This is a genomic window from Arthrobacter sp. TJ-238 (assembly GCF_058269215.1).
Genome location: NZ_JBZCNH010000006.1, coordinates 267939 through 294648, shown reverse-complemented (window position 1 = coordinate 294648; position 26710 = coordinate 267939). Strand labels below are relative to the sequence as shown.

At 67.9% G+C, this 26710-nt stretch carries 31 protein-coding genes; 16 read left to right on the top strand and 15 right to left on the bottom strand.

All coding sequences use genetic code 11. The annotated features are described in order from the left end of the window. Window positions 1-89 precede the first annotated feature (89 nt). Window positions 90-1832 (bottom strand): glycerol-3-phosphate dehydrogenase/oxidase, encoded by a 1743-nt coding sequence (locus AC4D2O_RS14895; RefSeq protein WP_490908158.1) that lies wholly within the window; start codon window positions 1830-1832, stop codon window positions 90-92. 123 nt (window positions 1833-1955) lie between these two features. On the opposite strand from AC4D2O_RS14895, the gene AC4D2O_RS14890 reads away from it, so the two are divergent. From AC4D2O_RS14890 to ftsW, 3 genes are all read left to right on the top strand, one after another. Next, window positions 1956-2957, top strand: a complete 1002-nt coding sequence (locus AC4D2O_RS14890; RefSeq protein WP_490908116.1) for a sugar-binding transcriptional regulator — start codon at window positions 1956-1958, stop codon at window positions 2955-2957. 151 nt (window positions 2958-3108) lie between these two features. Then, window positions 3109-4842 carry an ABC-F family ATP-binding cassette domain-containing protein gene (locus AC4D2O_RS14885; RefSeq protein ID WP_490908115.1) on the top strand — a complete coding sequence of 578 codons (1734 nt, stop codon included), beginning with the start codon at window positions 3109-3111 and terminating at the stop codon, window positions 4840-4842. A gap of 174 nt (window positions 4843-5016) precedes the next feature. After that, window positions 5017-6300: a putative lipid II flippase FtsW gene (gene ftsW, locus AC4D2O_RS14880; protein WP_490908114.1), complete on the top strand. Its 1284-nt coding sequence runs from the start codon at window positions 5017-5019 to the stop codon at window positions 6298-6300. 62 nt (window positions 6301-6362) lie between these two features. On the opposite strand, the gene AC4D2O_RS14875 is transcribed toward ftsW, so the two are convergent. Further along, window positions 6363-6668, bottom strand: a complete 306-nt coding sequence (locus tag AC4D2O_RS14875; protein WP_490908113.1) for a hypothetical protein — start codon at window positions 6666-6668, stop codon at window positions 6363-6365. Window positions 6669-6694: 26 nt separating this feature from the next. Here AC4D2O_RS14875 and AC4D2O_RS14870 point away from each other — a divergent pair, with 26 nt between their 5' ends. Genes AC4D2O_RS14870 through AC4D2O_RS14855 form a run of 4 tightly spaced genes read left to right on the top strand, consistent with a single transcriptional unit; the run spans window position 6695 to window position 9780 of the window. Next, window positions 6695-7528, top strand: coding sequence for an aldo/keto reductase (locus AC4D2O_RS14870; RefSeq protein WP_490908112.1), 834 nt, complete (start codon window positions 6695-6697; stop codon window positions 7526-7528). Beyond that, the gene (locus AC4D2O_RS14865; protein ID WP_490908111.1) at window positions 7528-8397 is read left to right on the top strand and encodes an alpha/beta fold hydrolase; all 870 of its coding nucleotides are present in this window, start codon (window positions 7528-7530) and stop codon (window positions 8395-8397) included. Before AC4D2O_RS14870 ends, AC4D2O_RS14865 begins: the two co-directional genes overlap by 1 nt. Next, window positions 8394-9485 (top strand): glycosyltransferase family 4 protein, encoded by a 1092-nt coding sequence (locus AC4D2O_RS14860; protein WP_490908110.1) that lies wholly within the window; start codon window positions 8394-8396, stop codon window positions 9483-9485. The genes AC4D2O_RS14865 and AC4D2O_RS14860 overlap by 4 nt, the downstream gene beginning before the upstream one ends. 1 nt (window position 9486) lies before the next feature. Next, window positions 9487-9780 (top strand): hypothetical protein, encoded by a 294-nt coding sequence (locus tag AC4D2O_RS14855; RefSeq protein ID WP_490908109.1) that lies wholly within the window; start codon window positions 9487-9489, stop codon window positions 9778-9780. Window positions 9781-9847: 67 nt separating this feature from the next. On the opposite strand, the gene AC4D2O_RS14850 is transcribed toward AC4D2O_RS14855, so the two are convergent. Next, window positions 9848-10639 (bottom strand): SRPBCC family protein, encoded by a 792-nt coding sequence (locus AC4D2O_RS14850; protein WP_490908108.1) that lies wholly within the window; start codon window positions 10637-10639, stop codon window positions 9848-9850. Then, window positions 10636-11214, bottom strand: coding sequence for an ArsR/SmtB family transcription factor (locus AC4D2O_RS14845; protein WP_490908107.1), 579 nt, complete (start codon window positions 11212-11214; stop codon window positions 10636-10638). Before AC4D2O_RS14845 ends, AC4D2O_RS14850 begins: the two co-directional genes overlap by 4 nt. 219 nt (window positions 11215-11433) lie before the next feature. Here AC4D2O_RS14845 and AC4D2O_RS14840 point away from each other — a divergent pair, with 219 nt between their 5' ends. Next, entirely contained in the window at window positions 11434-11835 is a 402-nt protein-coding gene (locus AC4D2O_RS14840; RefSeq protein WP_490908106.1) for a VOC family protein, read from the top strand. A 73-nt stretch (window positions 11836-11908) separates the two neighbouring features. On the opposite strand, the gene AC4D2O_RS14835 is transcribed toward AC4D2O_RS14840, so the two are convergent. Beyond that, a complete protein-coding gene (locus AC4D2O_RS14835) occupies window positions 11909-12841 on the bottom strand; it encodes an NADP-dependent oxidoreductase (RefSeq protein ID WP_490908105.1) in 933 nt (310 codons plus the stop codon). Window positions 12842-12931: 90 nt separating this feature from the next. On the opposite strand from AC4D2O_RS14835, the gene AC4D2O_RS14830 reads away from it, so the two are divergent. Beyond that, window positions 12932-13426 carry a MarR family winged helix-turn-helix transcriptional regulator gene (locus AC4D2O_RS14830; protein WP_490908104.1) on the top strand — a complete coding sequence of 165 codons (495 nt, stop codon included), beginning with the start codon at window positions 12932-12934 and terminating at the stop codon, window positions 13424-13426. A 113-nt stretch (window positions 13427-13539) separates the two neighbouring features. Beyond that, a complete protein-coding gene (locus tag AC4D2O_RS14825; RefSeq protein WP_490908103.1) occupies window positions 13540-14229 on the top strand; it encodes an ANTAR domain-containing protein in 690 nt (229 codons plus the stop codon). Between the two features lie 28 nt (window positions 14230-14257). On the opposite strand, the gene fmdA is transcribed toward AC4D2O_RS14825, so the two are convergent. The 5 genes from fmdA to AC4D2O_RS14800 form a co-directional block, all read right to left on the bottom strand. Beyond that, the gene (fmdA, locus tag AC4D2O_RS14820; RefSeq protein WP_490908102.1) at window positions 14258-15514 is read right to left on the bottom strand and encodes a formamidase; all 1257 of its coding nucleotides are present in this window, start codon (window positions 15512-15514) and stop codon (window positions 14258-14260) included. Window positions 15515-15549: 35 nt separating this feature from the next. Beyond that, entirely contained in the window at window positions 15550-15840 is a 291-nt protein-coding gene (locus tag AC4D2O_RS14815) for an FmdB family zinc ribbon protein (RefSeq protein ID WP_490908101.1), read from the bottom strand. Between the two features lie 31 nt (window positions 15841-15871). Further along, entirely contained in the window at window positions 15872-16510 is a 639-nt protein-coding gene (locus AC4D2O_RS14810) for an AmiS/UreI family transporter (protein WP_490908100.1), read from the bottom strand. Between the two features lie 213 nt (window positions 16511-16723). Continuing rightward, window positions 16724-17413: a GAP family protein gene (locus AC4D2O_RS14805; protein ID WP_490908099.1), complete on the bottom strand. Its 690-nt coding sequence runs from the start codon at window positions 17411-17413 to the stop codon at window positions 16724-16726. Continuing rightward, window positions 17386-17892 carry a TetR/AcrR family transcriptional regulator gene (locus AC4D2O_RS14800; protein ID WP_490908098.1) on the bottom strand — a complete coding sequence of 169 codons (507 nt, stop codon included), beginning with the start codon at window positions 17890-17892 and terminating at the stop codon, window positions 17386-17388. Before AC4D2O_RS14800 ends, AC4D2O_RS14805 begins: the two co-directional genes overlap by 28 nt. Before the next feature lie 292 nt (window positions 17893-18184). Between AC4D2O_RS14800 and AC4D2O_RS14795 the strand changes: the two genes are divergently transcribed. Continuing rightward, entirely contained in the window at window positions 18185-18931 is a 747-nt protein-coding gene (locus AC4D2O_RS14795; protein ID WP_490908097.1) for a formylglycine-generating enzyme family protein, read from the top strand. A 179-nt stretch (window positions 18932-19110) separates the two neighbouring features. Here AC4D2O_RS14795 and AC4D2O_RS14790 read toward each other — a convergent pair whose 3' ends face one another. Beyond that, a complete protein-coding gene (locus AC4D2O_RS14790) occupies window positions 19111-19719 on the bottom strand; it encodes a hypothetical protein (RefSeq protein WP_490908096.1) in 609 nt (202 codons plus the stop codon). Between the two features lie 672 nt (window positions 19720-20391). Here AC4D2O_RS14790 and AC4D2O_RS14785 point away from each other — a divergent pair. The 3 genes from AC4D2O_RS14785 to AC4D2O_RS14775 are packed head-to-tail and all read left to right on the top strand — an operon-like array spanning window position 20392 to window position 22036. Then, window positions 20392-20838 carry a hypothetical protein gene (locus tag AC4D2O_RS14785; protein ID WP_490908095.1) on the top strand — a complete coding sequence of 149 codons (447 nt, stop codon included), beginning with the start codon at window positions 20392-20394 and terminating at the stop codon, window positions 20836-20838. Further along, window positions 20832-21068, top strand: coding sequence for a helix-turn-helix transcriptional regulator (locus tag AC4D2O_RS14780; protein WP_490908094.1), 237 nt, complete (start codon window positions 20832-20834; stop codon window positions 21066-21068). The genes AC4D2O_RS14785 and AC4D2O_RS14780 overlap by 7 nt, the downstream gene beginning before the upstream one ends. Further along, the gene (locus tag AC4D2O_RS14775; protein WP_490908093.1) at window positions 21065-22036 is read left to right on the top strand and encodes an NAD(P)-dependent alcohol dehydrogenase; all 972 of its coding nucleotides are present in this window, start codon (window positions 21065-21067) and stop codon (window positions 22034-22036) included. Before AC4D2O_RS14780 ends, AC4D2O_RS14775 begins: the two co-directional genes overlap by 4 nt. A 65-nt stretch (window positions 22037-22101) precedes the next feature. On the opposite strand, the gene AC4D2O_RS14770 is transcribed toward AC4D2O_RS14775, so the two are convergent. Together AC4D2O_RS14770 and AC4D2O_RS14765 are read right to left on the bottom strand one after the other, a co-directional pair. Beyond that, a complete protein-coding gene (locus tag AC4D2O_RS14770; protein WP_490908092.1) occupies window positions 22102-22452 on the bottom strand; it encodes a DUF202 domain-containing protein in 351 nt (116 codons plus the stop codon). After that, complete coding sequence (locus AC4D2O_RS14765; protein WP_490908091.1) at window positions 22449-22805, bottom strand: YidH family protein; 357 nt, start codon at window positions 22803-22805, stop codon at window positions 22449-22451. Before AC4D2O_RS14765 ends, AC4D2O_RS14770 begins: the two co-directional genes overlap by 4 nt. 596 nt (window positions 22806-23401) lie before the next feature. Between AC4D2O_RS14765 and AC4D2O_RS14760 the strand changes: the two genes are divergently transcribed. Together AC4D2O_RS14760 and AC4D2O_RS14755 are read left to right on the top strand one after the other, a co-directional pair. Then, the gene (locus AC4D2O_RS14760; RefSeq protein WP_490908090.1) at window positions 23402-23740 is read left to right on the top strand and encodes a hypothetical protein; all 339 of its coding nucleotides are present in this window, start codon (window positions 23402-23404) and stop codon (window positions 23738-23740) included. Between the two features lie 363 nt (window positions 23741-24103). Then, entirely contained in the window at window positions 24104-24763 is a 660-nt protein-coding gene (locus tag AC4D2O_RS14755) for an ion channel (protein ID WP_490908089.1), read from the top strand. A 50-nt stretch (window positions 24764-24813) separates the two neighbouring features. On the opposite strand, the gene AC4D2O_RS14750 is transcribed toward AC4D2O_RS14755, so the two are convergent. Both AC4D2O_RS14750 and AC4D2O_RS14745 read right to left on the bottom strand, forming a co-directional pair. Beyond that, a complete protein-coding gene (locus tag AC4D2O_RS14750) occupies window positions 24814-25320 on the bottom strand; it encodes an LURP-one-related/scramblase family protein (protein WP_490908088.1) in 507 nt (168 codons plus the stop codon). Between the two features lie 123 nt (window positions 25321-25443). Then, the gene (locus AC4D2O_RS14745; protein ID WP_490908087.1) at window positions 25444-26679 is read right to left on the bottom strand and encodes an MFS transporter; all 1236 of its coding nucleotides are present in this window, start codon (window positions 26677-26679) and stop codon (window positions 25444-25446) included. Window positions 26680-26710 lie beyond the last annotated feature (31 nt).

Below are 26710 nucleotides of genomic sequence, written 5' to 3'. Positions count from 1 at the left end.
GCACCCGTTGACTCCCCCCGGCAACCACTGCCGTTGGCACTGCACCGCTGCCTCCGGCAGCGGTTCGACCCCGTGGACGGCAGGTGCCGCTACGCGATCAGGCTCTTGACGTGCACCCGGTGGGCCTCGGCGAGGACCGTCTCGGCGAGCTTGACCTCTGCTGCGGACCGTGCCGCGTCCCATCCGAGCAACGGGGCGAGGGTCTTGGCAAGCTCGGCGAGCAGTTCCCCGGTGACGAGTCCGCGGAATGCAAGCGATGTACGGCGAATCAGGACGTCGATCAGGTGGCCGACCTGCTCGTGCTCCACCATGTAGGCGAGCTCTCGCGTGCTCAGCTCCTTGGTGGAATTGAACAGCCTGTCGGGACCTTCGGCAAGGTATTCGATGACATCGGTCGCGCGGGTCCCGTACCGGGTGAGCAGGACCTCCACGCGCGCCTCGTCGACGCCGGGGCGGACGGCCTGCTTGATCCAGGCGCGCTCGGCGGCCGCGTCGGTCGGGAAGTCCTGGCCTCCGCCGATGGCGACACCCGCCGTCGACGCCCTGCGCGGCGCCCCCAGCGCGGCGAGCGTGTCGTTGGTCAGGTGCTCGGACAGGGCGCGGAAGGTGGTCCACTTGCCTCCCACGAGGCTGAGCGTCGTTACGGACCGCCCGCCCATCGTCTCCTCGCGCTTCTCGATGCGGTAGTCGCGCGAGACGAAACCCGGCTGGGTGTCGTCGTGCCGCGGCAGCGGCCGCACACCGGAGAAGCTGTACACGATCTGGTCCTGCGTCACCTCGATGTCGGGGAACACGTGCCCGATCAGCTCGAAGAAGTACGCGATCTCCTCGTCCGTGCAGACGGCCTGCTCGTTGATGTCCACGTCGATGTCGGTGGTGCCGACCAGGACGCGGTCCCCCATGGGGTAGATGAGGACGATCCGGCCGTCGACGTGCTCGAAGAAGATCTCAGTGCCGTTGCACGCACTGAGCAGCTCCGGGTGGTCCAGGACGATGTGCGATCCCTTGGTGCCACCCATGAAGCGCGTATCCGTGCCGAGGACCGCATTGGTGTTGTCGGTCCAGGCGCCCGTGGCGTTGACGATGACATCGGCCTGGAAGGTGAAGGTCTCCCCCGTCAGCTCGTCGCGCAGGAGCACGCCGTCCTCACCGGTGCCGATGGCGCTGACGTAGTTGGCCGCACGGGCTTCGGGGTTGATCACCTGGCCGTCGCGCAGGACGTCGAGGGTGAGGCGTTCGGGGTTGTGCACCGAGGCGTCGAAGTAGGTGGCGGCCCACTTGATGTCCTTGCGGACGTCGGGCATGGCGGCGAGCGCCTTCTTGCGGCCCACGAAGGAGTGCCGGGGCACGTTGCCGCCGTCGCGCGAGAAGAAGTCGTACATGGTGAGGCCGGCCTTGATGAGCACGGCGCCGCGCTCCACCTGCTTGCCCTGCTTGTGGGTGAGGAAGCGCATGGGGGCGGAGAGGATGCCCGAGAACGTCGTGTAGATCGGGATGGTGGTCTGGAGCGGCTTCACGTAGTGGGGAGCGATCTTCATGAGGGCGTTGCGCTCGATGACCGATTCGCGGACGAGGCGGAACTCGCCGTTCTCGAGGTAGCGGATACCGCCGTGGATCATGTGCGAGGACGCACCCGAGGCGCCCTGGCAGTAGTCGCCTCGCTCGACCAGGGCGACGTCGATGCCCTGCAGGGCGAGGTCCCGGAACGTGCCGACCCCGTTGATGCCGCCGCCGATGATGAGCACGGACGCCCGGGGCTTCTCCCTGAGCTTCTGCACCACGGTGCGGGTCGAAGTTGTCGTGCCTTCACCGTTGATCCGGTCGACTGGAATGCTCAAGGTACTACTCCGTAACGTCTATGTCTGGAAGGGGCGCTGCACCTCTCATTCTTCGAGGACTGGGAATAGCAGTCAACCGCATTGCACAAACGTGCACGAGAGGTTCAGACTGGCCGGATGACGACGACGAGTGGTAGTCCGGGCGTGGACGGAACAGCTGGCGAGCAACCGCACGGCAATCGGTCGAGGGACGCGCTGCGGGCGGCCCAGATGTACTACCTGCAGGACCTGACCATGAACGCGATCGCGCGGGAGCTGCGGACCTCGCGCTCCACGGTCTCCCGCCTGCTGTCCATGGCCAGGGAGACGGGCCTGGTGCAGATCCAGGTCAACAACCCGTCCGAGCGGGCACCCGCCCTCGAACAGCACATCCGCCGCCGGTTCGGCGTCGAGGCGCACGTGGTGCCCGTGGCCGACTCGGTCAGCGACTCGGACGTGCTCGACCGCGTCGCGATCCAGGCCGCCCGCACGATCGGACCGCTCGTGGACTCCAACGCGATCATCGGCGTGGCCTGGGGCTCCACCCTGAGCGCGGTCAGCCACCACCTGACGCGGAAGCAGACCCACGACAGCACGATCGTGCAGCTCAACGGCGCCGGCAACACACAGACCACCGGCATCACCTACGCGAGCGAGATCCTGCGCCGCTTCGGCCAGGCCTACGGCGCACGCGTGGAGCAGTTCCCGGTTCCCGCGTTCTTCGACCACGCCGAGACCAAGACCGCCATGTGGGAGGAACGAAGCGTCCGCCGCATCCTCGACCTGCAGCGCCGCATGACGATGGCGATCTTCGGGGTGGGCTCCATCGGCTCGGGCATCCCCAGCCACGTCTACAGCGGCGGGTACCTCGACGGCGACGACCTCGAGGCGCTGGAGGAAGACGCGGTGGTCGGCGACGTCGCCACCATGTTCTTCCGGGCGGACGGCTCGCACCGGGACGTGATGCTGAACCTGCGCAGCACCGGACCCGACCTCGACGAGCTGCGGAGGGTCCGCCGTCGCATCTGCGTGGTCTCGGGCGAGTCCAAGATCCACGGCCTGCGGGGCGCGCTCGCGGCGGGCCTCGCGACCGATCTGATCCTCGACGAGGGATCCGCCCAGCGACTCGTCTACGCCTAGGTACCGCCGCCGGGCGGGCACCGTAGCGGCGGCTGGGCAGCGCCGCCCGCGACCTCCCGGCTATACTCGACCCGTGCTCATCTGATCCTCGCTTCTCTCCTGCGCCCGTGGCGGATGCCCGGCAGGGGTTCGACCGAGCCCGAGGATCCCGATGACCACTCCCACCCCAGGACGTCCCGCAGCGCACCTGCGCGTCGACGGCCTCTCCAAGACGTTCGGTACCCGACGCGTCCTGAGCAATGTCTCGTTCACGGTCGCCGCCCAGCGCACGGGCGTGATCGGCGGCAACGGATCCGGCAAGACCACCCTGCTGCGCATCATCGCGGGCGTACTGGAGCCCGACGGCGGCACGGTCACCGCGACGGCCCCCGGCGGGCGGGCGCGGATCGGCCTGCTGCATCAGGAGCCGCCGTTCGCAGCCGCGTCGACGATCGCGGAGGCGCTCGAGTCCGCCGTCGCCCCGCAGCGCGCTGCAGCCGCCGCTGTCCGCGCAGCAGGCGAAGCGCTTGCCGGCGCGGCCGAGGACGACACCCCGGCGGCCACCTTCGCCGCGGCTCTCGAGGCCGCGGACCACCTCGGGGCGTGGACCGTCGATACCCGCATCCATGCCGTGCTGTCGGGTCTGGGCCTCGCCGACCTGCCGGCGGCGCGGCCCACCGGCGGGCTGTCCGGAGGGCAGCGCTCCCGCCTCTCGCTCGCTTGGCTGCTGCTCAGCGCTCCCGATGTGCTCCTGCTGGACGAACCGACGAACCACCTCGACGACGAGGCGGCGCGCTACCTGCGAGACCTCCTCGGCGGCTGGTCCGGCCCTGTCCTGATCGCGAGCCATGACCGCGCGTTCCTCGACGACACTGTGACGTCCCTGCTGGACCTCGACCCGGCCCCGCTGCCGCAGGCGGTGGCCGGTCCCCTGGTGGGCGACGGCGACGGGACGGGGATCGGGGTTGTGCGCTTCACGGGCACCTACACCGACTACCTCCACGCCCGCGTGGATGCACGCGAGCGCTGGGAGGATCAGTACCGCGCGGAACAGGCACACCTGCGGCGCCTGCGCGCCGCCGCCCCGAGCACCTACGTGGTGGGGCACGAGGGCTGGTCCCCGCGCTCGGAGGTCCGGGGCGCCGCGAAGTTCTACGCCGACCGGAACGCCCGGACTGTCTCCCGGCGCGTTCATGACGCCGCAGCCCGGCTCGCGCGGCTGGAGGAACGGCAGATCCGTCGGCCGCCCGACGAGCTGCGTTTCCAGGGCCTCACGGCCGCGGGCACGCCGCCGGCCGGACGGGGCGGCAGCGCTCCGGCACTCGTCGTCACGGATGCCGCCGTCGTCGGCCGCCTGGCAGCCACGTCGCTGACCGTGGGCCCCGGGGAGAAGTGGCTGATCACCGGTCCCAACGGCTCCGGGAAGTCGACCCTTCTGCACCTCGCAGCCGGGCACCTCGATCCGACCTCGGGAACTGTCGCACGGGCCCCGTCACTGCGTCTGGGGCTCCTCGCCCAGGACGTCGACCTGCCGGATCCGTCCCGGCGCGGCATGGAGCGGACCGCACGCCAGGCCTACGAGGACCTCCTCGGGCCGGAGCGGGCCGGTCTCGTTCCCCTGCCCACCTCCGGGCTCATCCCATCCCGGGACGAGAACCGGCCGGTGAACGTGCTGAGCGTCGGCCAGCAGCGACGGCTCGCCCTTGCCGTGCTGCTCGCCAGTCCGCCCGACCTGCTGCTGCTCGATGAACCGACCAACCACCTGTCCCTGCTGCTCGCGACCCAGCTCGAAGCCGCGCTCCCCGACTACCCGGGCGCCGTGCTCGTCGCCTCGCACGACCGGTGGCTCCGGCGCACGTGGACAGGACAGCGCCTCGACCTCGCCACAGGACAGCCGCACCGCTGACCCGGGACCTGAGCCTCGCCGACGCAGCATCGTGCAAGGATTCGGCGGCGTCGGGCGCGGCGGGCAAGCGGTCACCGGCGCATCGCATAGCGTCGGACCGTCGGGGGGACGTACGGGACGAGCGGCGCCCTCGCCCTCCGATCCCGCACCCCGGCCTCTGCCTTTAGGACCCCCATGACCACCACCACCGGTCGATCCCGCCCTGACCCGAAGCCTGTGGACGCCTCCCGCTGGCAGCACCTGCGGAAGCGCATCGCGGCGCAGGGCCCGAACTCGAACCGGAACGCCCGGAACCTGCTGATCACCACGACGTTCGCCCTGGTCGCCATCGGGCTGATGATGGTGCTCTCCGCGTCCTCGGTGGAACTCGTGGCGGCGGGCGTCTCCCCCTACGACACGTTCGTCAAGCAGCTCATGTGGGCGGTCATCGGCGGGGTCGCCCTCCTCGTGTGTGCGTTCATTCCGTTCCGCGCCTACCGGAAACTGTCCTGGCTGATCCTGTTCGGGTCCTTCGGCCTGTCCCTGCTGGTCTTCAGTCCGCTCGGCGTGGAGGTGCAGGGCAACCGGAACTGGATCCAGTTCGGCTCCCTGACCGCGCAGCCCTCCGAGTTCCTCAAACTCAGCCTGACCATCTGGGGAGGGGCGGTCCTCGCCCGCAAGGCGGCGCTGCTCGGCTACGCCAAGCACATGTTCATCCCCGTCGCGCCCGGGGCGGCGATCGGGATCTGCCTCGTCGTCGCCGGCAAGGACCTCGGCACCGCCATGGTCCTCGCCCTCATCGCCGTTGCGCTGTTCTTCTTCGCCGGGGCCAGCCCGAAACTGTTCATCGGGGGCATCGTCGTCGGAGTCGTGGGGACCTTCCTCGCCGTCGTCTCCAGCGAGAACCGCATGCAGCGCATCAACGCCTGGCTGCACCCCACCGCCGACGGAATGGCGGACGGCCTGGGCTACCAGGGCGCCCAGGCCCTCTACGGGCTCGCCGGCGGCGGCATGTTCGGCGTCGGCATCGGCCAGAGCCGGCTGAAGGTCAACTGGATCCCCGAGGCGCACAACGACTTCGTCTTCGCCGTCCTCGGTGAGGAACTCGGTCTCATGGGGGCGCTGCTCGTCATCGCGCTCTTCGCCGTCCTGGCCTACTCGATCTACCGCATCTCGAAGCTCTCCGGCGACCTGTACACCACCTACGTCTGCGGCGGCATCCTCGTGTGGATCATCGGCCAGGCGGTAATGAACATCGCCGTCGTGACCGGCATGATCCCCGTCATCGGCGTGCCCCTGCCCTTCATCTCCTACGGCGGGTCCTCCATGATCGCCCTCCTCGCCGCCGTCGGGGTCCTCATCTCCTGCTCCCGTGCCACCGACCGCGCAGCAGCACTCGACGCTGCCGAGCGGGACGACGCTACGGGCGGCCTCGCCGACGGAATTGCGACCGGCGGATTCGGGCTCGTACGGCACTGAGCCGGGCATCACCGGCATCACGGGGCCCGCGGACCCTCATGCCGCCCCGGCGACAGGACCGCTCAGGGCAGGACGAAGGGTCGCGCCTGGTGTGCGCCGGCGAGGGCGGGCTGCGTCAGGTGCAGGCTGTCGAGCTGGGTCCCCAGGACGACGGCCGGGCGGTCGTGGCCGGCCTGCGTGAGGTGCACCGTGTCGGCGAGCTGGGTACCCGCCTGGTAGAGAGTCAGCTGCGGACGAACTCCTCCGCAGGATAACCCGGAATCCGCCGGGAACGACGTCATGCCGGGGGCGGACACCGCCGTGCCGGGACTCCGCAGCTCCGGCGCGGCTCCGACGCGGCTCCGACGCGGCTTTGACGCGCGGACCACCGGCGCACGCTCGGTAGAGTTCCCCCATGAACACCTCCGTACCCCGCGCCGCGCTCGCCGACGGCACCGCCATCGATGTCCTCGGGTACGGCGTGTACAAGGTCCCGCCGGAGGACACTGCGGGCCTCTGCTCCACGGCCCTGGCCGCCGGGTACCGGCTGCTCGACACGGCCTCCCTCTACGGGAACGAGGCCGGCGTGGGCGCCGCTGCCCGGGCGTACCTCGAGACCGGGGACCGGCGGGACCTGTTCGTCACCTCCAAGGTATGGAACGAGGACCACGGCTTCGACGCGACGCTGCGGGCCTTCGACACGACGATGGGCCTGCTCGGCCTGGACCAGCTCGACCTCTACCTCATCCACTGGCCCTGCCCGTCGAGGGACCTGTACGTCGAGACGTGGCGGGCTCTCGGGCGCCTCCGCGCCGAGGGCAGGGTCCGCTCGATCGGCGTCTCCAACTTCCAGCAGCCGCACCTCGAGCGCCTGATCGACGAGACCGGCGTCGTGCCCGTACTCAACCAGATCGAGCTGCACCCCTACCTCCAGCAGCGCGGGCTTCGCTCCTTCCACACCCTGCACGGCATCGCCTCGCAGGCGTGGAGCCCTCTCGGCCGGGGCCACGTCCTCGGGGACCCGGTCATCGGGGTGATCGCGGCCGAGCTGGGGCGCACGCCGGCCCAGGTGATTCTCCGCTGGCACCTGCAGCACGGCATCCTGACCATTCCGAAGGCGAGTTCCCCCGAGCGCATCGGCTCGAACGTGGACATCTTCGGGTTCGAGCTCGGCGAAGCGCGCCTGGCCGCGATCGACGCCCTCGACCGGGACCAGCGCTTCGGCTCGCACCCTGACCGGGTGGGCTGATGCGCCAGGGCATCGTCCGGACCCTCGCCTGGGAGGGCACCCGGCAGCGGGTCTGGGACTACCCCGCGCTTGGCGCAGGCGTGTTCCCGGACGCCACGATCGTCATGGTGCACGGCTTCCGGGGGGACCACCACGGGCTGCTGCGGCTCGTCGAGGAACTCCCCGGCCATCGCGTGATCCTGCCGGACCTGCCGGGGTTCGGCCAGGGCGGTGAGCTGCCGGGCACGCACGATGTCGCCACCTACGCGCGCTTCATCAGCCACGTGGCGCGGCGCCTCGCTCCGGGGCCACGCGTGCTGCTCGGTCATTCGTTCGGCTCGATCATCGCGGCGGAGGCCGCGGCACGGGAGCCCGAGCTCGCCGACACCCTGGTGCTGGTGAACCCCATTAGCGCGCCCGCCCTCGAGGGGCCGAGCCGGCTGGCCTCGCGCATCGCCGAGGGCTACTACGTGGCCGCCGACCGCCTGCCCGAGCCCGCGGGGCGCGCCCTGCTGGCCAATCCGGTGATCGTCCGCGGGATGAGCGTGTTCATGGCGAAGACGAGGGACAGGGTCCTGCGCCGCTGGATCCACGGGCAGCACGACGCCTACTTCAGCTCCTTCGCGAGTCGCCGCGTGGTGCTCGAGGCCTTCCGGGCCTCCATCACCGGCACCGTCCGGGACCGCGCCCGCGAACTCGCGATGCCCGTGCTGCTCATTGCCGCCGACCAGGACGACATCGGGTCGGTGCAGAGCCAGCGCGATCTCGCCGCCCTCGTGCCCGACGCCACGCTCGCCGTCCTCCCCGACGTCGGGCACCTCGTGCACTACGAGAAACCGCGCGAAGCGGCACGGCTGATCGAGACCTTCCTGGAGAGAGCACCCGTATGAGGATCCTGTTCGACGCGCGCTTCACGCGCACCGACCACCACGACGGCATCAGCCGCTACGGGGCCAGCCTGATCGCCGCCCTCGCCCGGACGGACGACGTCGTGATGCTCATCAGCGACCCTCGGCAGCTCGCGCTCCTGCCCGATGTACCGCACGTACGGATCACCAGTCCGCTCTCCCCCGCCGAGCTCCTCGTCGCCCTCCGCATCAACCGCCTGAGGCCCGACGTCGTCGTGTGCCCCATGCAGACGATGGGTTCCTGGGGGCGCCGGTACCCGCTCGTCCTCACCCTGCACGACCTCATCTACTACCAGAACCCGACGCCGCCGTCGTTCCTCCCGCTGCCCGTGCGCCTGCTCTGGCGGCTCTACCACCTCGCCTACTGGCCGCAGCGCCTCCTGCTGAACCGGGCCGACGTCGTGACCACCATCTCCGCCACCACGGCAGGGCTCATCAAGCGGCATCGGCTCACGTCCCGGCCCGTGCTGCTCGTCGGGAACGCGCCCCAGCCCACCGAGCGCCGTCGCGACCCCCACGCGCCGCGGTCGGCGTCGCTGCTCTACATGGGCTCCTTCATGCCCTACAAGAACGTCGAGACGCTGGTGCGGGCCATGGCGCTGCTGCCCGGCTCCACGCTCCGCCTGCTCAGCCGCATCACGCCCGACCGCCGCGCCGAACTGGCGGCGCTTGCCGCCGGCTCGGACCGCGTGGTCTTCCACAACGGCGTGACCGACGCGGAGTACGAGGACCTGCTCCACGACTCCACCGCCCTCGTGACGCTCTCGAAGGCCGAAGGCTACGGGCTGCCGATCATCGAGGCGATGGCCACTGGGACGCCCGTCATCGCAAGCGACATCCCGATCTTCCGGGAGGTCGGAGGCGCAGCGGCGCTCCTCGTCGATCCCGACGATGCGCACGCCGTGGCCGCAGCCGTCCGCTCCCTCGAGGAACCCGGCCGCTGGGCCGAAGCGTCCCGCGCGGGGCTGACGCAGGCCGCCACCTACTCGTGGGCGGCGTCGGCCGACCAGCTGCGCCAGGCCTGCCGGCTGGCCATGGACGAGCACGGGCGACGGCGGCGGAAAGGCTGACGTGACCGACCTCCAGTGCGCGGCGACGGTCGTCCTGCTCGACGGTGGCGCAGCCCCTCCGGCGTGGCTCGCACGCCTGAGGATCGCCGGCCGGTTCGACGCCGCGGACAGGGAGGACCTCGTGACGGTCGTCGATGCGACAGCGGACCTTTATCGCGGGGAGACCTTCGTGGTCGCGGCCGCCGCGCATGACATCGAGGGGGCGCTGATCTCGCGCGGCCTGCCGCCCGGCGTGCCGGCCGTCATCGAGGTGGACTCCACCGGCTGGCGGCGCACGCCCCTTCCCGGCACCTGACAGGGCGACGCCGACCCGGGGCACTCCCTAGCGGCCCGCGGGCTCGCCGAGTACGCCGCGCGGATGGTCAGGCCGTGATGGTGAGGCCCTGAAGCCAGGCCTGCCACGCCGGCTCCTCACGCCGGACGTAGTCGGACGCGTCGGCGGAGAACAGGTAGGCCCGGACGCCCGCCATGGCCGTGCTGTCGCTGTCGCCGAAGGTGAAGACGCTCAGCATCCCAGGGACCGGTGCGGTGAGCCGGACCAGTGCCTGCCGCTCGCCGACCCGCTCCACGGTGCCGGTAGCACCGCGCACCTCGACCGCTGCCCCCTCGGCGCCCAGTCCGAGCGCGCTCTGGAGCGTCGACCACAGGGTCTGTGCGTCACCGGGGTGGGAGGCGGCGGCCTCGAGCTGGGAAGCCTCCTGGCCGGGGAAATGCGACAGGTAGAGGCGCAGGTTGTCGAAGAACGGCATCCAGCTGGATCCCATGTCGTTCCAGAACTCCGGCTCCCATGCGGCACCGGTCCCGAAGCCGCTACTGGTGACCCGCACGACGCACGTGCCGCCGGACTGCGCCTCGACGAGGAACTCCGACGTCAGCGCGCTGAGCGTACCCGGGTCCTTGCCCATGAGGGCGGCCCAGTCCTCTTCGTAGACGAGCCGGCGCGGCGGTTCCCAGCCGGTGACCTGGCCGTCCGAGCCCATCTCGGGGCCCATGGAGAAGTGCACGGAGCCACCCTCGCGCTCCTCCATCTCGGTGGGCAGGAACCAGGCACTCATGCCTTTGGCAGTGGCGATGGCCTGCCAGACCTGCTCGGCGGTTCCGGGGACTTCGACACTGAATTCGAGGCGGTACGGGACGTTCGGGGTCGTGTTCATCGGTTCTCCTCGGGAAGGGGGTGCGCGGCGACGACGAGCCGGTGCGGGCGCCCGTCGTCATGGTGGTAGCGAGCGGCCAGGTCGAGCACCGCGGCGGTCAGGTCGTCGGCGAAGGCGGCCCGGTCGGCGGCCGACCGGAAGCCGATCTGCGTGTCGATGGTCAAGGTCGGCAGGCTCCTGCCGGAGGCGCCGGCTCGGCGAGCCAGGGTTCCGACCTCGCGCACCAGGCGGCCGGCCAGGGCGATGAGGTAACCCGCGGACAGGTGGTCGTCGTTGGCGTTCGGATCGGCAGCGGAAGTGCTCACGGCCGCCGGCGACACGACGTAGGACGCAGCGGAGGCCCGCAGTACCCGCTCGGTGATCCCGCCGTGCCGGCGTTCCTCGAACAGCGTGACCAGGCCGTGGGTCTCCAGCGTCTTCAGGTGGTAGTTGATCTTCTGGCGTGTGATGCCGACCCGGGCGGCGAGGCCTGCGGCGGAAGCCGGCACGGCCAGCTCGCCGAGCAGTCGGGCCCGGACTGGGTCCAGCACGATGGCGGCGGCGTCCGCGTTCTCGATGACTTCGACGTCCTGCATGCGACCATCGTCCGCTTGACAATATTACTTGTCAAGCCCCTTGGACACCGACCGGACTCACCCCGGACGTGTCGCTCGGAACTCGCGACGATGCGGAGGCAGATCCTTTGGAGCATGATGAGGTCCGTTCAGGATGCACCGATGGGTTTCGAGCGATCGGACCGTCTACGAAGCATCGACGAGAACGAGTCGCCCACCCGGCACCAGGAGTATTCAGACATGACTGCACCCCAGATCTACATCAGCTTCCCGGGGACCGCGCGTGAAGCGCTCGGCTTCTACGCAGAGACCTTCGGCGGCGAACTGTCCCTGCACACCTATCAGGACTTCTCACGGCAGGACGGCCCTCCGACCGCCATCGCCCACGGCACACTGGACGGCCCCGTGGCGCTGGCGGGAGCAGACGCGGCCGCAGGTGAGGCGACCGTGCGCTGCGAGGGGCTGATGCTCTCCTTGCTGGGCACCGCCGAGCCTGCGGTCCTCCACGCATGGTTCGCGAGGCTCTCCGTCGGCGGGTCCGTCGCCGATCCTCTGGCGAAGAGACCCTGGGGCGGGTCGGACGGGCACGTGGTCGACCGCCACGGGCTCCACTGGCTCATCGGGTACGAGCCCGACGCCTGATCCACGCCTATCCGGGTGTCGCGCGCGAAGCGCGCCCGACCGGCTGCGACCCCGGGGACCGCGCCGCGGCGGCTCAGGCCGGGATGACGATCACCTTTCCTGCAACGCGCCCGACGCCGGCCTCGGCATGGAGGGCGGGCAGTTCCGGGAGCGTGATCCGGCGCGTCACCTGAACGGTGAGCGCGCCGTCGTCGACCATCGACACGAGTTGCGCGAGCCGGTCGCGATTCGGAAGGACGAACACAGTCCTCGCTCGCACAGCCCTGGTGTCGTCACCAGGGGTCGCCATGAAGGCCGTCGTGCTCACGACGACGCCTCCGTTGCGGACGGTGGAGACGTAGGCGACGAACCGGTCCGGATCGAGCGGTGCGAGATTCAGCAACACGTCGACCTGCCCGTCTAGGGCGCTGATCAGGTCCGTGTCGGTGTGGTCGACGATCTGGTCGGCCCCGGCAGCGCGGACGGCGTCGATACTGCGCGGGCTGGCCGTGGCGATGACGTGGACACCGGCGCGCTTGGCGAGCTGGATGGCGTACTTGCCCACGACACCGCCCGCACCGACGATCAGGACGCGCCGGCCCGCCTCCAGCTCGCCCTCGTCGAACAGCGCCTGCCACGCCGTCAAGGCCACTGACGGCAGCCCCGCAGCATCGGCCAGGGGGATGCTCGTCGGCGCTGCGACGACGGCGTCCGCGGGTGCGATGACGTACTCGGCAGCTCCGCCGTCGCGCTCCATCGGCAGGAAGGCGATCACCGGGTCGCCGACCGCCAACCCGTCGACGCCGCCACCGATCGCGTCGATGGTGCCGGAGACGTCGTAGCCCGGCACATGCGGCAGCTGGATCGGGATCGGGAGGAATCCGGCACGCATGCCGTCGTCGGCAGCACTGAACGCCGACGCGGCGACGCGCAACCGTACCTGCCCGGCGGCCGGGGTGGGCTGCTCGATCTCGCCGTACTGCAGGACTTCGGGTCCGCCGGTCTCGTGGTACTGAATCGCCTTCATGGTCTCGCCTTCCATTAGTTGCTTCGAGTTCGAAGCAGGTATAAGGAGAATACACCACTTCGAACTCGAAGCAACCCCTAGAATCGGAGGATGACCGAAAGACCCGCTTCACTGACGCCGACGCAGCTCGATGCCTACTTCGCCCTCACGGAGGTGAGCAGTCTTCTGCGCCCTGCGGTCGAGAAGCAGCTCCGAGACGTCGGGGCCCTGAGCTACGTCCAGTTCCAGCTCCTGGCACGCCTGGGAGATGCCCCCGACGGGCACCTGCGCATGACCGATCTCGCCGATGGTGTGGTCTACAGCCGCAGCGGCCTGACCTATCAGGCGCAGCTGCTCGACCAGCGTGGCCTGGTGACCCGCTCACCCTCGCCCGACGACGAGCGCAGCACCGTCGTCGCGATCACCCCGGCGGGACGCGACGTCCTCAGGGCGGTGTTCCCCGGCCATATCGAGGCCGTCCGCCAACTCCTGTTCGCGCCCCTCGATGACGACGACGCCGGCGAACTCGCCCGCATCCTCGGTCGCGTCAGCACGCATCTCCGTGCAGCCCCGCCGCGCTCGGCGGGTCGACGACGAAAGACGTGATTCGCGCGCCAGGGGGCCGGTTCCAGGGGTCGGTTTGGTGCCTGTTGGTAGTGTGCCTGCTTGGTCGTGGTTGAGAAGCTAGCCGGGATCAGTGCGTAATGAACGGCTGTCCCATGACCAGTGCGTATGAGCCCTCTGTGCCCCTGTCCGGGGCTCTGTCCAGCGTCGAGACCTTCCTCGACTGTCCTACCGGCACCGTGGAGCGCTACTTCTCCGACGGAGTCTTCCACTGGTCGGACGAGCTGTACCGCATCCACGGCTACGAACGCGGCGAGGTCGTTCCGACCCTCGAGCTGGGCATGGCACACATCATTTCGTCCGAGCGCGTCGCCGCCGAGGCGTTCTGGGCCCAGGTGACGACAACCGGCGGACCGGCGTCGATCTACACCGCCATCCGCTCCCTCACGGGACAGACGCGCAATCTCCTCATCTCCGCGGATCTGATCCTCGGCGACGGGCGGCCCGTCGGGGTGTGGGCGCTGGTCGTCGACCTGACCCGGTCCATGCACATCGACCGGCACCAGCTCGCGAGCGAGGCCGTCGCCGCGTCCGCGCTGAACCGGGCCGTCATCGAGCAGGCCAAGGGCATCCTCATGGCACGCGCGGGACTGAGCGCCAGTGAGGCGTTCACCCGCATCAGCAGCTACAGCCAGGCCACCAACCGCAAGACCGTCGTCATCTGCCAGGAGATCATCGACCGCACCTACCAGCTCACCCGTCAGATGAGCGAGCAAGCACTCGCAGACCTGATGCCCGCACCTCCCGCAGCAAGCCCGGTGGCGGGTCCCGGCCCGGGAGTCTGAACTCCTCCCGGCGGCCGAGGCCTCCCTCCTATGCGTTGCTCGATCTGGGCGCGCCCATTCCGGGGTTCACCCTGTACGGGCCCGCGGCCGAGGGCCGGACGTCGAAGTCGAAGATCGCGGTGGGGATGTAGACCGTCGAGCAGGAGTTGGGGATGTCCACCACGCCGGACAGCCTGCCCTCGATGGGCGCCGACCCCAGGAGCAGGTAGGCCTGCTCCGGGCTGTAGCCGAACTTCGTGAGGTAGTCGATCGCGTGCAGGCAGGCGCGCTGGTAGGACAGGTGCGAGTCGAGGTAGTGCTGCTTGCCGTCCAGGGTCACCGACGTGCCGGAGAACGCGATCCATTCGCTGTACCGAGGGTCCACGATGCCGGGCATGAAGATGGCGTTCTCGCTCACGCCATAGGTGTCCATCCCGCCCTTGATGACGTCGACCCTGAGATCGATGAAACCGCCCATCTCGATGGCGCCGCAGAAGGTGATCTCACCGTCCCCCTGGGAGAAGTGAAGATCGCCCAGGGACAGATTCGCGCCGTCCACGAACACCGGGTAGAAGATCCGTGAGCCCTTCGAGAGGTTCTTGATGTCCTGGTTGCCACCGTTCTCCCGGGGCGGCGCCGTGCGGGCCGCCTCCGCGGCCACCCGATCGATCTCCGATTCGGCCAGGCTCCCGAGCACGGCGTGTCGGGGCTCGGGCGGCAGCGCAAGCGGCGGCACCCGGTTCGGATCGGTGGCGATCAGGTCCCCCTCACGCTTGTTCCACTTCGCCAGCAGACCGGCGGACGGCGCAGTTCCCATCAGGCCTGGATGGATGAGCCCGACGTAGGACACTTCCGGCACATGCCGCGACGACGCCACCTGCCCGGAGAAGTCCCAGATGGCCTTGTAGGCGTCAGGGAACTGCTCGGTCAGGAAGCCTCCGCCGTTGTTCCTGGAGAAGATCCCCGTATAGCCCCAGCCCTGCCCTGCCAATGGCCCGGAGTCCTCCTGCGGGATGGGACCGACATCGAGGATGTCCACCACGAGAAGGTCTCCCGGCTTCGCTCCTTCGACGGCGAACGGGCCACTGAGCTTGTGGACGGTCAGCAGCGGCGCGTTGAGGATGTCGTCCGCGGAATCGTCGTTGACGATCGCGCCGTCGAACCACTCGCGGCAGTGGACCCTGAAGGAATCCCCCGGCTTCACCGTGGCGACCGGCGGGATCTCCGGATGCCAGCGGTTGTGTCCGACTTTCTCCTGGTCCTCGAACTTCCTGCTCGAATCGAGTGGGAATATGACGTCAGGCATTTCATCTCCTTTGATGATTGTCGCCGTGCCAAGAACTATGGCCGCGGCAGTTTCCGATGGAGCGGATTGGACGAGTAGAGCGGGGATCTGTGTGGGCCCGTCGACGGCAGCGACCCGGAGACGACCTGGGGTTCCGACGCGCTCTGGTTGGTCGCATCGAGCAACCGGAACGCTGCAGTTCCGGTCCTGGCGAGGTGAGGAGCGGTGAAGCGTCGCGCGGCAGGCTCCCCGCAGGTGGGGCAGGCATCCACTCCCTGTGCTGCGCCCATGGCGCGGACGACCTCGAAGACATCGCACCGGGGACAGCGATACTCGTAGATCGGCATTCGGAGGACCTTTCTTCCCGATGAGCAACGATCAGGCCGGCGAGACCGCCGCACCTTCCCGCGACGACGCCGTGCCGCGCGGGATACCTCTCCTGCCGAGGACGAACGCCACGCCGAGGGCTGCAGCGGCAACGATCGCCACCAGCACCGCCAGGACGGTGTTCGTCTCATATCTGCCCACCAGCAGGAAGAACGCCGGGATGGTGCCGGTGAGATGGGCGACGAAGATGGTGAACCAGCCTGTGGCGTAGGTCAGCGATTCCTTCCCCAGCCCCAGCAGCAGGAAGAACAGCAGCCACAGGATGGCCCAGGTCCACCAGATGACGCCGAAGACGGGATCCCCCACGAGGGTGAACTGAAGGGCACCTATCACCACGGCACACGTCGCGACGAATAGCGAGAACCAGCCCAGGCCCTCACCGCTGATCCCGGTGATCTGGAGGATGCCTACGTACAGGTAGGTGAACCCGAAGAGATACAGGCCGGCCGCACCGAAGATCGTCGGGAGGTCGTTGTCGGCCTGTACCAGGATGATCGTCGGGAAAACCACCTGCATCGTCCCGACGAAGAAGTTGAGGATGGCCGCTGATCTGCCGGGGACTACCCCGATGAGCATGAGCCCGTTGATGAAGAGGACGGCGCCGACGTACAACAGACCAACACTGCTCATGGTCGCTCCATTGCGAAACGAAGAGTGGGAAAGTGACACGGGAAGGCTGTCTCCGACTGCACCTGTGGGCGGTGCGGGAACAGCGGTCGAGATTACCGACGTTCAGTTGTGACGGCGAGCCTAGCCCCGGGCATTTTCGCTGTCAACGATGCGGGCCGCGACCTCTTTCCAGCTCTGCAGGGCTTCGGGCGTCAGCCGTGTCCAGTCGGGGACTCAGGGCCACAGGGCGATGGTCAGGACCGCTGCGGCGAGCAGGAACAGGGCGATCGCCATCGGGATGGAGCGCTTCACGGTTCCCGTGGAGAAACGGTCGAACACCTTCTGCAGGCGAGCGCTGACATTGTCGCCGTGGGTCATGCCCAGTACGAGCAGGATCAGGCACGGCAGGCAGTACACGAGCGAGTAGGCGGCGAGCACCATGAGCCCGATCGGTATGCCGACGTCCGCGTCGACCATCCGCTCGATCGCGATGAAGTAGGGGAACGCGTTCGGCAGATCGGCTCCGGTCACGAGAACCCCGAGGGGAAACGCAGTCCATACACCGAACCAGGCCGGCAGGGCCACGCCCTTCCTCGCCCGGTCCTTGAAGCGGCGGACACCAGCGACGGCGAGGGCGACGGCGGCAATCAGGAATACGCCGCGACGCAACCAGATCAGTCCTTCACCGACGGCGTCGGCCGCGGCACTGGCACCGAGGAAGATCGCCATGCCCAGCACGAAGACGGTGCTCATCGCCCCCAGGACGAAGGTCAGGGCCGAGCCGACCGGACGGCGCCGGACCGTGAGGAGTATGAGGGTGATGACGACGATCGTCGCCGGATTCAGGGAGTCAGCAAGGGCAAGGCCGGTGATACCGGCGAGCAGGGCGCCGCTGATCATCTCCTGGACCTGCGATCGAGCCATCGCAGGATCGAGTCGATGTCATGCTCGGCATCGTCCGCGAGACTGTTCAGCAGGAGCCCGTCGCCCAGAAGACGGACAACCGTCGCTGTCACCGAATCCCCCGTCTCCGCAGCGAAGAGCCGCTCCCACCGTTCGGTGGACTCCGCCGCCTGCTGCAGCAGCGTCTCCGTCAGCGAGGAGTGGTCCGTCAGGATGATCGACATCGCCCGGTAGAGGGCTGCTTCCTCGCGGGACACCGACAACCGCAACCACGTCTCGACGGCCGTTCCCTGTGCAGCCGCCGTTTCCAGCGCGTCATTCATGTCCAGCATCGCCTCCCGGGCGATGCCCTCGACGAGGGCGGCCCGGGACGTGAAGTGGTGCATCATCCCACCCTTGGAAACGCCGGCGGCCCGGGCAATGACATCCATCGACGGGACCACGCCGACTTCGATGGTCAGGTCACGGGCGGTCTGCAGAATCTTGTCTCTGGTGCTCATGGAGCAACCATACCCGCGAGACAGACCGACCGGTCGGTCTTGAGGAATTCGAGGCACGATTCGAGGCGAACTCCCAGCTTCGGAGGATCGCCGGCTCGATGCCGGATGACCTTCACGGTGGAAACCGGACTCGGACCCCTCGGGTGCGGGTCAGTTGCGGCGAGTGCTTCGTAGTGGGCGTGATGTCGGTGGGCGTGCCGGCGAGCTCGTCCGCGATCCCCCGTCTGACACGTTCCGGTGTGGCCGGGTGTCGGCCAGCTGTGTTGTCGTGCTCCGGTGGGATCATTGCTGAGTGTCTGTTCCCGATCTGCGTCCGCTGCCGGCAGGCGAGGTGGAGTTGCATGACGCTCGACGTCGACGCAGGTGGTCCGTGCAGCTCGAACCGTACGAGATCGGGGCCTTCCCCGTTTCCGAGGCCCAGTACACGCAGGTGATGGGATGCGCTGGATCGGCGGTGGGCTCGCCCACCGTGGAGCTGAGCTGGCTGGACGCCGTCAGGTTCTGCAATGCGGCCTCGATTCACGCCGGGCTCCCACCCGCCTATGTGCTCGATGAAGGCACTGTCACGTGGCAGACCGAAGCTTCGGGGTACCGGCTGCCGACGGAAGCCGAGTGGGAGCATGCCTGCCGTGCCGGCACGAAGGGGCCGCACTACCAGTCCCTTGAGCGCATCGCGTGGACCGCCGATGATGAGGTGGACCGGCCGCAGCCCGTCGGGTCGAAGCAGGCCAACGCCTTCGGCCTGTACGACAGCCTCGGCAATGTCTGGGAGTGGTGCTGGGATCTGCTCGATCCAGCGCGCTATGGAGACTACCGGGTCTTCCGCGGAGGTGGATTCGCTGACGAACGGTGGAGCGTCCGCGCATCGACCCGGCGGGGCGGAGCGCCTGGGATGAGTCATCCCGACGTCGGCCTGCGGCTGGCGAGAGGCGCGCTCGATGCAGGCCGGGCAGCACAGGGCTGGTCAGCAAGGACAGATGCCGAACGAGGAGCCATCAGCGGAGCGTTGCCGTCAGGCTGGACCCCCCGACGGTCCTGACCCGGACGAGCACCGCCCAGCAGCCGAGTGGCGTCGGTCGTGGTTCGCGCGTCGGGGGATCCTTCAGCGTCCGTCAGCCGGTACCTGCCGATGGACCGGCAGTCGCCCTTGGAGGAGCCGTCACGGACCACGCGGTCCTGTCGCCGGAACGGTGGATGGACGGGATCGAAGGCGGGCCGTCATGGTCCGAAAATGAAAGAGTCGACAATTGAGCCTGCACCGGCCTGGTCGAGGTACTCGCTGAGGGTGTGCTGTTCGAGCAGGGCGGTCACCTCGATGGCGACGTTCCCGCCCTCCCAGTCAAGAAGGATGAGGCGCATTTCCAGGGGGATGCCGATGACGTGGTGGAAGTCGGAGATCCCGCCTCCGATGAGGACAGGAATGACGTCGGTGGCACCGGGCGGGCAGGAGTTCTCCCATCCATCGTCGACCGTAAGGTCGAGCGCCACTCCGGTGAGCCCGCCCACTGTCACCGGAACGTCCCGCCCGATCTCGAGGCCCGGTATCGAGCGGTAGTAGGCAGCGAGTTCCTCGGCGCTCGCGCCGATTCCGGGTTGCGCTTTCTCACCGCGGGGAGCCGGCGCACGGACGTTCTGGTAGATGCCGATGTAGCTGCCACCCCAGGTAGCCTCCTCAGGGTCATCGACCCTGCTCAGCAGCACCTGACCCGGTAGGTCCTCACGATCCGTCCAGCCCTCGGGCACCGCGTACGCGAGCCCTGGTTCGAAGGACTTCGTCGCGTAGTCCCCCGCAGCGAGAGTGCGCAGGGGACGAGGCCATGTCCGCACGTCCGTTATGATCCCGTTGAAGAAGTCAGAGGGCTGCCTGCGCGTCTGGGCCCGGCCGAACAGCAGCCAACCGCCTGCCCGGTACACACGGTCCGTGGCGATGGGGCCAGGCCGGGAGGTGCTGGCGTACGAGGTACTGCCCACCCGCAGGCCCTCGCCTGTCCATCGGGCTCCGTTCTCGGCGTATAACGCTCGATCTCCGACCGACGGATCAGGGCGCGTCAGAAACCAGACATTCTCGGCCCCCGATTCCTCGGGCGCGCTACAGGCGTTCAGGGTTCCGATCAGGATCCCGACGAGGAGCATCACGACGGCACGCGGCCGACCGTGAACTCCTGATCGCGAGGACGCGGCCCGTCCCGCGGTGATGTCCCCGTCGACCATGATGATCTCTCGTCATTGTGGGAAGGATCGAGGAGAACGTCCGATGATGCGGACGACGAATCAGGTGCGTCCAGGAGACCATACCCGGGTCACCGACAGGATGAACGCGGGCCGTCATGGTACGCCTGGCGCACGACCATGAACAGGGCGGAGCGCAAAGCAGCCGTCATCGTCGCTTCATCGCGCGCCCGGTCCCATCGACCACGTCAGATGGGAGCCCCGTCATGTAAACGATTCTTGACACAGCTCAGGGGTAGGCATAGCTTGGCCGTGTCAAATAATTTTTACATGGGAGTGGCTGTGTCGGCACAGGAGAAGAGCGCCTGGATCTTCGGGGTCGTCGCGGCACTCGGGTACTCGATCTACCTCGGCCTACTGCTCGGCAGCGGGTTCGGCGCACTGACTGAGCGCCCCTACGCGCCGATCATGCTCTGGACCATCGGCGGCGGAATCCTTGCCGGCATCGTGATCAACATCCTCGTCGGCATCGTCTCCGGCATGTTCCGCCGGGATGCCCGACGCGTCGACCAGCGGGACCGGCAGATCGCGCGATTCGGCGACCAGGTCGGCCAGTCGTTCGTCATCCTCGGCGCTGTCTCGGCGCTGTTGCTCGCGGTGCTCGAGGCGGACCTCTTCTGGATCGCGAATGTCATCTACCTGGGGTTCGTGCTGTCCGCGATCCTCGGATCGATGACCAAGGTCGTAGGGTACCGGCGAGGGCTGCCGGAGTGGTGAAGCCCACCCGCGTACGCAACAGGATCCGCACCCTGCGCGCGACCTACGGCGAGATGACGCAGGCCGAGCTGGCCGACCGGATCGGCGTCACCCGACAGACCGTGATCGCCATCGAGCAGGGCCGCTACTCCCCCACCCTCGAGCTCGCGTTCCAGATCGCGCTTGTCTTCGGCGTCGGACTCGATGCCGTCTTCGAATATCCGGACACCGACGAAGGAGCATCCACATGAGGGCGATCGTGCAGGATCGATACGGAGACGCCGAGGTGCTGCGCCTCGAGGAGGTCGAGCAACCGGAGCCCGGACGCAAACAGGTCCTCATCCGCGTCCGGGCGGCGGGCGTCGATCCCGCCGTGTGGCACGTCATGGCGGGCCGGCCTCTCGGCGTGCGGCCGGCCTTCGGCATCCGCGGACCGCGACAGCGCACCCGCGGAACTGATGTCGCGGGAATCGTGGAAGCCGTCGGCCCCGAGGTCACCCGGTTCGCGCCGGGCGACGAAGTCTTCGGCGTCGCATCCGGCAGCTTCGCAGAGTTCGCGCTTGCCTCGTCGGAGAAAGGGCTGGCACACAAGCCTGCCGGGCTGAGCTTCGCCGAGGCGGCGATCATCCCGATCTCCGGCTGCACGGCGCTCCAGGGTCTCCGCGCCGGTGGCGTGGCAGCAGGCACACGCGTGCTCGTGCTCGGCGCTTCCGGCGGCGTCGGATCGTTCGCTGCACAGCTGGCGAAGGTGTTCGGCGCCCACGTCACCGGAGTCGCGAGCACGAACAAGCTCGATTTCGTCCGCGACCTCGGCGCTGACGAGGTGCTCGACTACAAGCAGCAGGACCCGGTGGACGGCACACGCCGCTACGACCTCATCCTGGACACCGGCGGCAACCGGCCGCTGCGGAACCTGCGGCGGGCCCTCGCTCCCGAAGGAACGCTCGTCATCGTCGGCGGCGAGGGCGGCCGCGGATTGCTTGGCGGCTTCGAACGGGCGATGCTCGGCGCGCCGGCTCTGTCGCTTGTCACACGTCAAAAACTCCGGGGGCTCATGGCGACCACGAGCCACGACGATCTCGTCACACTCACCGAATTGGTCGAGGCGAGTCGGCTTCGCGCACCACTCGATCGCACCTTCCCCCTCGAGGAGGCTCCGGACGCGATCCGTTACCTGCATGAAGGGAAGGCGCGCGGCAAGGTTGCAATCACGATCTGACCGCTTGGCCGCTGTCGTCGTTGGCGTCGTCACCCGGGCCCGCTCTCGGGGAGCTGAGACATGAGCTAAGGCGTTGCGAGGACGAGCGCCATGCTGAGGAGGCCCATGATCAGCGTCGTTGCAGTGACCAGTCCGGGGAGCACTCCATCTCGTCGGCGCAGTGGCGCGACCGATCCGGTCACCGGGCGGTGATGGGGCGGGTACCGTCGTCGCGCCTCGGCGAGGAGCAGGAGGGAGGAGATCACGCCCAGGAGTGAGGGTGCGAGTACCCAGCCCCCGAGGACCTCAGGCAGTACCCGTAGTGAGACGAGGGAGGCTGCTGTGAGCACGAGTGCGGTGCGCCACCAGGCCATCACGGTGCGCTCGGGCTGGAGACCGCCGTCGGCGTCCTGCGCGCCCGGGGGTGTGCTGCTCATGCAAGGATCACGCCGAGGAATACGAGCAGCCCGCCCGCAATGGCCGCGATGCTCATCGGTAGTGCGAAGAGTGCCGGTGGCAGGGGGTCCTGCTGACGGATGGCTCGCTCCGCCCGGTACCAGCCGAGCCACGCCTGGAGGGAAGCCGCGATGCCGGTGAGGATCAGGAGTAGTGCTGCCGCTAGTTGCAGGTCCGGCTGTAGGCGCAGGTTCAAGGCGCCCAGAGCGACGCCGCCTGCGAGGAGTGCCAGTGAGGTGCGAATCCAGGCGAGGAAGGTGCGCTCGTTCGCGAGCGAGAAGCGGACATCGGGTTCGATGCCGTGGCCGTACACTCCTGCGGGAAACCGCTTCATCGAGTGCTCGCAGCCAGGGCGAGAATGATTCTCACGGGATCTTCCTCCTGGGCCAGCAGCTCCTCTTCCGGAATCCTCTCATCGACCGAAGCTGGACAGCTTCACCCCAGCGGAGTGACATGCCCCAGGCGAACCGTCCTCGGAACGGTGGAGAACGCCCTTGCCATGATTGCAGTCCACGACAACCGATGATCAGGGCCGCGGAAGTGTGAGTCCGATAGAGCGCACGGGTAGCGACTTCAGCCCCATCATAGGGTTCGCTTCCCGCTTGCTCCCGGGCTTTCATCCGGACAAGGTGAGGTCCTCACTGCGCGGCGGACGGTCGCTGCAACAATTGCCGCAGCGGCCGTCCGCCGGTCAGTAAGGCCGGCAGACGTCAGCGATATGGACGTAGACCTACGAGGGAGCTTCCAGTGTCAAAATCACACCCTTTCCTTACCTGCCTCTCTGCGACTGGAGTAGTGGTCATGGCGCTGACGGGCTGCGGTTCCGATGCGCCAAGCAGTACGCCGACCGGCACTGAAAGTCCGAGCACCAGCAGCAGCCCGAGCACCAGCAGCAGTCCGAGCACCAGCAGCGGGCAGAATCAGGCCGACGTGGACCGCCTCTGTGAGACTGCTTCGGATTTCGACGGTGCGGTGACCGATTTCGTGACGATCCTTACCCCCGAGGTCAGGATCGAGCAGCTCCGGGAGGCTCGGGATGAGGTTGCAAGGACCTACACCGAGATGGAGAGGGCTGCGGTGGACGTCGCCGCGGGCCGTCTCGCCGACGTCACTGCTGCTAAAGAAGAACTCGAGGAATCCGTCGCGGACATCCCTGATCAGGCTACGGTGCCCCAGGCGGTCGATTCGCTCCGAGACGAGGCAGCCGAGCTTCGGACTGCCCTTGGTGGTCTCATCGAGGAGGTCGAGTGCCAGGACCCGGCTGCCTGAGGCAAAGTTACACACCCCGAATATCGACCGGGTTGCCGATGAAGGGGCGCGCTTCACCGCTACTACGGGGAGCAGGGCTGCACAGCCGGCCGCCGCCTTCATCTGCGGGCAGAATCCCATCAGGACAGGCCAGACGAAGGTAGGCATGCCCGGAGCTGCACTTGGCCTGCAGCCGGAGCATCCGACAATCCGTCAGGACCGTCTTGGACCGGGACGCAATGAGCTCCAATGGATGGCGGAAATGGACCTTTCCACGAACGCACGCGGCATTGAGGACCAGTCGGATGCCCGGAGCCTCGCGTTCGAGCCGGACGGGTTCGTTGCTGACCCCTCATCGGCGCGAACGTCCAGCGGCGGTCACCGATGAAGCCCCGCCGCTCCATCTGGCTGTCGGGCTACTGGATAGTGCTTGTGCTCCTGGCACTCTCCTATACCTTCTGCGCGATCCAGGGTTCGCAGTATCCGAGCGTCTTCGCCCTGTTGTGGCAACTCGGCACCGTCGCCGCCACGCTCAAGGTCGCCGAGGTCAGTGCGCGAGCCCGGTACACCGGATGGGTGGCACTGGCGGTGACCGGGCTGGCTCTGGTGGTGGTGTTGACCGAGGGCCTCGAAGGACGACTGCTCAACGTGTTGCTCACATCGGCATCACTGGTGGCCTATTTCCTCGCGCCGGCGATCATCATTTCCCACCAGTTAGGACGAAAGCAGGTCGACGGCCAGACGCTGCTTGCTTCCATCGCTGCGTACATCATGGTCGGCATGTTCTTCACCTTCGTCTACAACCTGATCGGGCTCACGACCACAGAACCCTTGTTCGGTGTCGGTAACAACGATTCGCTGAGCAGCCAACTGTTCTTCTCCTTCACCACGCTGACCACGACGGGCTACGGCAATCTGGTTCCGGTCGGGGCCCTTGTCCAGAGCGTCGCCATCGCGGAGGCGATCACGGGTCAGCTGTTCCTCGTGATAGCGGTCGCGGGAGTCGTCTCCGCCTGGCGGCCACCGGCGCGGGGCTCAGCGTGATAGCCAGTCGGCGCTCACCGGACCAGAGGCTGACCGATGGAGCGGAGGACCTAGGTCAACGAGTCGATCGCGACCGCGATTGTCAGGATCAGAGGAACATCCTCACCCGATGCGATGGAGATGCCGTAGGACTCGCGCACACGGAACCACTTCTTGGATACGGTCGCGACTGCTCGATCGTCACGCTCGATCTGGTACTCGTGGCCGACAACGTTCCCGTGCGCCTTCATCTCGGCCCCGCCCCTCACCTGGATCGAGAAGCGATCCCGGATCCCCACCAGTGCTTTGTGGATCGTCGCGACTTTGTCGCCGCCTTGCTCGATGACGACTGTGTCTCGGACCGAGAGCTTGCGCTCCTGGAGACGTGTCAGCTCCTTTCCCGAGCTGTCCTCCAGAACGAAGGTGTCCCGAAGTCGAAGCGCTTTGCCGTTGACCTTGTAGCGGCGTCTGCCGTTGTCATCCTCGATCCAGAAATCATCCCCGATCGACGCCAACTTCTCTCGCATCTGAAAGCGCTCCCCGACGGGTTGGTCAGCCCTCTGCCGAAACAGTCCCATACGGTGACCATAAAACGTCCTGCCGACGGGTGCTTCACCCGAACCGGATGACCTGGATAGTGCACCGTCGTCGCCACCGAAGGACGCTGTGCAGGCGTCGGGTGACAATGGCCTGTCGAGTGGTCAGTCGATGCGCTTCCCCGTCTTCAGTACGCCGGCAAGGATGATGACGAACAGGCCGGCAAGCGGTACGACGAGGAGCCCGTAGCGAAGGTCGGTAGCGTCGGCGATCGCGCCGACGATGGGTGGCGAGATCAGGAATCCTACGCGAAGCAACCAGCTGAGGATGGTCAGTCCGGCACCCGTTCTGAAACCGGGCAGCTCATCAGCAGCTTGCATTGCGGCCGGTATCAGGGTGGCGACGCCCAGACCGGCGAGGCCGAATCCGATGATGGTCGCCGGGATACTCGGCATGAGGAGGGCTGTGCCCATGCCGGTGAGGACAATGATCCCGCCGAGGCGGGCGATGAGTTGTTGGCCGAACCTGTCGACCAGGCGGTCGCCGAAGAGCCGGCCGATGAACTGCATGCCCTGCAGGGCGATGAATCCGAGTCCGGCCGCGAAGGACGATGCGGCGAGAGAACCGCTGAGATAGATTGCGGCCCAGGAACTTCCCGCGTCCTCTACCAGGGCTCCGGAGGAGGCGAGGATCACCAGTCCGGCCAGGACCGCGTACTTGCTCGTTGCAGCACGTCGTTTACGGACGCCTGGTTCCGTGGTCGTCGCCTCGCGCTGAGTGGTGCCGGCGGCGGTCTCGGTGCGGAGGGGCTCAGGCCCCTGCAGCAGGAGGCGGTAGATGCCGGCAGCTGCGGCACTGAAGATGAGGGCGGTCAGCCCCAGGTGCAGAGCGCGAGCCACACCGATTTCCGCGGCCAGCGCGCCGAGAGCACCGCCAGCGACCGCTCCGATACTCCAGACGGCGTGGAACGAGTTCAGGATGGACCGCTTGTACAGTTTCTGCACGCGCAGCCCGTGTGAGTTCTGGGCGACGTCGGTGATCGAGTCCATGGCTCCGGCGATGAAGAGAGCCCCAGCCAGCACGGCCCAGCTCTGGCCTGTGGCTGCGATGAAGATGCCTGCCGCGGCCGCGAACGTCGCAGCGATGGCCACTCTCGAGGAACGGTACCGCCGAATCAGGACACCCGCGGCCAGACCTGCCAGCAAGGCCCCTAACGGGTACGCCGCGACCGCCGCCCCGAACGCAGTATTCGTCAGCCCCAGCGCCTCCTTGATCTCCGGATACCGCGGAAGGATGCTGGCGAAGATGGCGCCGTTGGTGAAGAACAGGACGGAGACAGCGAACCTGGCCCGTGAAGCATCACGGGTGGGAGCCATCTGACCGGGACGTGCGAGGACCATAAAGGGCCTTTCCTATGACAGGTCTGTAAGG

What these genes read in the sequence shown, in the direction of transcription:
- AC4D2O_RS14825 (WP_490908103.1), top strand. Translation starts at nt 13,540, where the DNA reads ATGACCAGTGCGTATGAGCCCTCTGTGCCCCTGTCCGGGGCTCTGTCC.
- AC4D2O_RS14890 (WP_490908116.1), top strand. Translation starts at nt 1,956, where the DNA reads ATGACGACGACGAGTGGTAGTCCGGGCGTGGACGGAACAGCTGGCGAG.
- AC4D2O_RS14850 (WP_490908108.1), bottom strand. Translation starts at nt 10,639, where the DNA reads ATGAACACGACCCCGAACGTCCCGTACCGCCTCGAATTCAGTGTCGAA.
- AC4D2O_RS14830 (WP_490908104.1), top strand. Translation starts at nt 12,932, where the DNA reads ATGACCGAAAGACCCGCTTCACTGACGCCGACGCAGCTCGATGCCTAC.
- AC4D2O_RS14870 (WP_490908112.1), top strand. Translation starts at nt 6,695, where the DNA reads ATGAACACCTCCGTACCCCGCGCCGCGCTCGCCGACGGCACCGCCATC.
- AC4D2O_RS14765 (WP_490908091.1), bottom strand. Translation starts at nt 22,805, where the DNA reads ATGAAGCGGTTTCCCGCAGGAGTGTACGGCCACGGCATCGAACCCGAT.
- AC4D2O_RS14785 (WP_490908095.1), top strand. Translation starts at nt 20,392, where the DNA reads ATGGGAGTGGCTGTGTCGGCACAGGAGAAGAGCGCCTGGATCTTCGGG.
- AC4D2O_RS14810 (WP_490908100.1), bottom strand. Translation starts at nt 16,510, where the DNA reads ATGAGCAGTGTTGGTCTGTTGTACGTCGGCGCCGTCCTCTTCATCAAC.
- AC4D2O_RS14835 (WP_490908105.1), bottom strand. Translation starts at nt 12,841, where the DNA reads ATGAAGGCGATTCAGTACCACGAGACCGGCGGACCCGAAGTCCTGCAG.
- AC4D2O_RS14775 (WP_490908093.1), top strand. Translation starts at nt 21,065, where the DNA reads ATGAGGGCGATCGTGCAGGATCGATACGGAGACGCCGAGGTGCTGCGC.
- AC4D2O_RS14815 (WP_490908101.1), bottom strand. Translation starts at nt 15,840, where the DNA reads ATGCCGATCTACGAGTATCGCTGTCCCCGGTGCGATGTCTTCGAGGTC.
- AC4D2O_RS14755 (WP_490908089.1), top strand. Translation starts at nt 24,104, where the DNA reads ATGAAGCCCCGCCGCTCCATCTGGCTGTCGGGCTACTGGATAGTGCTT.
- AC4D2O_RS14860 (WP_490908110.1), top strand. Translation starts at nt 8,394, where the DNA reads ATGAGGATCCTGTTCGACGCGCGCTTCACGCGCACCGACCACCACGAC.
- AC4D2O_RS14800 (WP_490908098.1), bottom strand. Translation starts at nt 17,892, where the DNA reads ATGAGCACCAGAGACAAGATTCTGCAGACCGCCCGTGACCTGACCATC.
- fmdA (WP_490908102.1), bottom strand. Translation starts at nt 15,514, where the DNA reads ATGCCTGACGTCATATTCCCACTCGATTCGAGCAGGAAGTTCGAGGAC.
- AC4D2O_RS14805 (WP_490908099.1), bottom strand. Translation starts at nt 17,413, where the DNA reads ATGGCTCGATCGCAGGTCCAGGAGATGATCAGCGGCGCCCTGCTCGCC.
- AC4D2O_RS14750 (WP_490908088.1), bottom strand. Translation starts at nt 25,320, where the DNA reads ATGGGACTGTTTCGGCAGAGGGCTGACCAACCCGTCGGGGAGCGCTTT.
- ftsW (WP_490908114.1), top strand. Translation starts at nt 5,017, where the DNA reads ATGACCACCACCACCGGTCGATCCCGCCCTGACCCGAAGCCTGTGGAC.
- AC4D2O_RS14845 (WP_490908107.1), bottom strand. Translation starts at nt 11,214, where the DNA reads ATGCAGGACGTCGAAGTCATCGAGAACGCGGACGCCGCCGCCATCGTG.
- AC4D2O_RS14840 (WP_490908106.1), top strand. Translation starts at nt 11,434, where the DNA reads ATGACTGCACCCCAGATCTACATCAGCTTCCCGGGGACCGCGCGTGAA.
- AC4D2O_RS14885 (WP_490908115.1), top strand. Translation starts at nt 3,109, where the DNA reads ATGACCACTCCCACCCCAGGACGTCCCGCAGCGCACCTGCGCGTCGAC.
- AC4D2O_RS14745 (WP_490908087.1), bottom strand. Translation starts at nt 26,679, where the DNA reads ATGGTCCTCGCACGTCCCGGTCAGATGGCTCCCACCCGTGATGCTTCA.
- AC4D2O_RS14770 (WP_490908092.1), bottom strand. Translation starts at nt 22,452, where the DNA reads ATGAGCAGCACACCCCCGGGCGCGCAGGACGCCGACGGCGGTCTCCAG.
- AC4D2O_RS14865 (WP_490908111.1), top strand. Translation starts at nt 7,528, where the DNA reads ATGCGCCAGGGCATCGTCCGGACCCTCGCCTGGGAGGGCACCCGGCAG.